Source organism: Arcobacter sp., assembly GCF_050300555.1.
Taxonomy (GTDB): domain Bacteria; phylum Campylobacterota; class Campylobacteria; order Campylobacterales; family Arcobacteraceae; genus Arcobacter.
In genome coordinates, this window is the sequence record NZ_JBNKXY010000031.1 from 1 (window position 1) to 2,529 (window position 2,529).

The following is a 2,529-nucleotide window of genomic DNA, read 5'->3' on the forward strand; positions in this document are numbered from 1 at the left end:
TCATTTGAAATTGGGTCTTTTGCATCTTTAGTAAAACCTATACTTGTTCCAATATTAAAGCTATTCCCTGAGTTATATACTGAGTCTGTTGAGTTTGAGTATGTTAGGGTTTTAGTTGTTAGGTTTAGGTTATTGTTATCTATAAATTTCCCATTCTCATCATAACTTCCTGCTGCTAGAAGTGAGCCTTTTAGGTTTGTATTATTTCCAGTAGTTACATTTACTTTATCGCCTGTTACACTTGAAAGAACTGTTTGTTTTATTTTTGTTCTTCCTGTGTTTGCTCCTACACTTCCATTTATTCCTGTTACACTACCTCCACCTGTTGAGAATCCAGCACTTACATTAAACCCATTTGAGTTTGAGTTATTGGCATTTCTTTTTGATTCTATATTTAAATCATTTCCTACATTTAGGTTTAGGGTATCTTCTGCATTTACATTTGCTCCTGCTATATTTGCATCATTGGCTACATTTATATTTACATTATTCCCTTTTACTTGAGAGTTAGTATATGTAACACTATCAGAGTCATAATGTTGTTCCCCATATCCCAAGCTTACTTGTGGTCCTGCTACACTATACATAGTCATAGATACAGAACCACTTAAATCTTTTGTATCTGATTTTGAGTTTGTTGTATCTTCACTTGCTTTTAGGGTTAAATCTTTTGTATCTATATTTAGTTCATTTTGTGCTATTGCATTTGAGCCACTTAGTGTTACATTTGTATCTATATCTTTATTTGTTTTTATGGTTATATTATTTGCGTTTAAATTTGAAGCTAGAGATTTTGTTTCTTGATTATTTGAAGTTGTTTTTGAACCTTAAGAGGTATTGTTTAGAGGTGGGTTATCGGTTATCACCTGACGCCCAATGTCATGAAGTTGTTGATTTGCTTGTTTTATCTCTTCAGGGCTTGCATTTGGATTTAATAATATGTTTCTTGCTTCTTCATTTTTAGGATCATTTACAAATTTTTTTGTTCCTTCAAATAAGGCTACTTTATTTTCTACATTTTGAAAAAAGCCTGTTACACCACTTGCCTTATCTCCTACTAAACCTGCTGATTTTGTTGTTGCAGCTTCTAAAAGAGCATTTGTTATAAAAGTTGTTTTTGTAAAATCTTCAGCAATCTGCTTTCTACCATCTTCAGTTAAAAGTCTATGGTCTAAAGTAGCATCTACTTTTACTCCATAACTTGTATTTACCATAGTCTTAGAGATATTTTGTGTATCTCTATTTAAAGCTGTAGTATCATCAGAATTTTCTTTATCAGATTTATAATAATCTTTTACCTTCTTTTGGTAAATCACGATGATAAAAAATAACTTTTACATCTTTATACTTTTTCTTATACTTTGTAGCTAAATTTAAAAATATTTTTTGTATCTTTTTATGTTCATCAGTTATAATCATTTTTGTAGGTAACCCAAAAGAGGTACTTCCTCCATAATAAATACTAATATTGTTTTCTTTCATTTCCATGTATATGTGATTATAATTATAATCTTGACAAATCAATTCTCCACTATCTCTGTCAGCCTTCCAATATTTTTTGTCAAATTCACAATCAAAGGGCGGATTAAGATTTGTAATCATAATCCTAAAATCTTTTTTCATTTCATCATATTCTACTTGTGTAACATTATTGATTCTAATTTCCGTACCTGATGTAACATTCATAGATGGAATATATGCAAATGGTATTAAATATATTAATAAAACAAATATTACCCATAAACATAATATAAGTATTCTTTTCATCGTTATTCATCCTTTAAATCTGGAGATTTACTAATTGTTTTAATACTATGTCCCTCAGTTATATTCTGTAAAATTGATGTATCTTCATTATTTGATTTTAATATATGCTGTTTCCCAGAAGCATTAGGTAGTATTAGATAAATATTTTGAAGAATTGTTAATGGATCATATTGCATAAAATAGTTATCTATATTACCTGTGCCTTCTCCATTTATTACAGTAAAAGGATGTACACCTGCTGCATTATATGTTTTTGCTTCAAGTCCTGTTTTTTCAGAACCTGCTGCAGCTTCTCCTCCACCCAAAGAGTGTCCAGTAAGTGAAGCTTTTACTCCTAGTTTTTGTGTCGCATTCTTAAATTTAACAGCATTAGCAATTGCTTGCTTATAAGCATCTGATGTTAGACCTATACCCTGTACTAAATTAGTTCTTATATCTTTTGCATCAATACCATCGGTACCTGCATATCCATAAGTTACTTCACCTGTTATTTTATTCACATATACAGCTGATTTAAATCCTGTTTTTTCATTTACTAAGTCTTTTTTAGATAATCCATATTTATTAAGTGCTGCTTCATCAGTAATCTCTTGTATATGTTTTGGAAGTTTAGCTTCTTTATCATCTTTATACACATACCAAGATATTATAGCACCATCTTTTGCAGTTAAATCTTCCCCTAAACTCTTATCAATCCCACTAAACTCAGTATTATTAGCAGTAATCAAAGGGTCATTAAATACTGAATTTACAGATGTTACT

4 protein-coding genes and 1 pseudogene are annotated in these 2,529 nt (G+C 30.1%); all 5 read right to left on the bottom strand.

All coding sequences use genetic code 11. The features are described 5' to 3' along the window. The coding region (locus ACQY5W_RS12940; RefSeq protein WP_428025391.1) for a hemagglutinin repeat-containing protein at nt 1–392 on the bottom strand (392 nt) is incomplete at its 3' end. Nucleotides 393–413: 21 nt separating this feature from the next. Further along, nucleotides 414–764, bottom strand: a pseudogene (locus tag ACQY5W_RS12945) (hemagglutinin repeat-containing protein); the annotation flags it as partial. A gap of 63 nt (nt 765–827) precedes the next feature. Next, entirely contained in the window at nt 828–1,316 is a 489-nt protein-coding gene (locus ACQY5W_RS12950; RefSeq protein ID WP_428025388.1) for a hypothetical protein, read from the bottom strand. After that, the gene (locus tag ACQY5W_RS12955; protein ID WP_428025389.1) at nt 1,282–1,767 is read right to left on the bottom strand and encodes a hypothetical protein; all 486 of its coding nucleotides are present in this window, start codon (nt 1,765–1,767) and stop codon (nt 1,282–1,284) included. The genes ACQY5W_RS12950 and ACQY5W_RS12955 overlap by 35 nt, the downstream gene beginning before the upstream one ends. A 2-nt stretch (nt 1,768–1,769) precedes the next feature. Next, nucleotides 1,770–2,529 (bottom strand): hypothetical protein (locus tag ACQY5W_RS12960; RefSeq protein WP_428025390.1); only part of this gene is annotated, 760 nt, incomplete at its 5' end.

Excerpts from the sequence above, each read along its gene's own strand:
- ACQY5W_RS12955 (WP_428025389.1), bottom strand. The coding sequence starts at position 1,767 with ATGAAAAGAATACTTATATTATGTTTATGGGTAATATTTGTTTTATTA.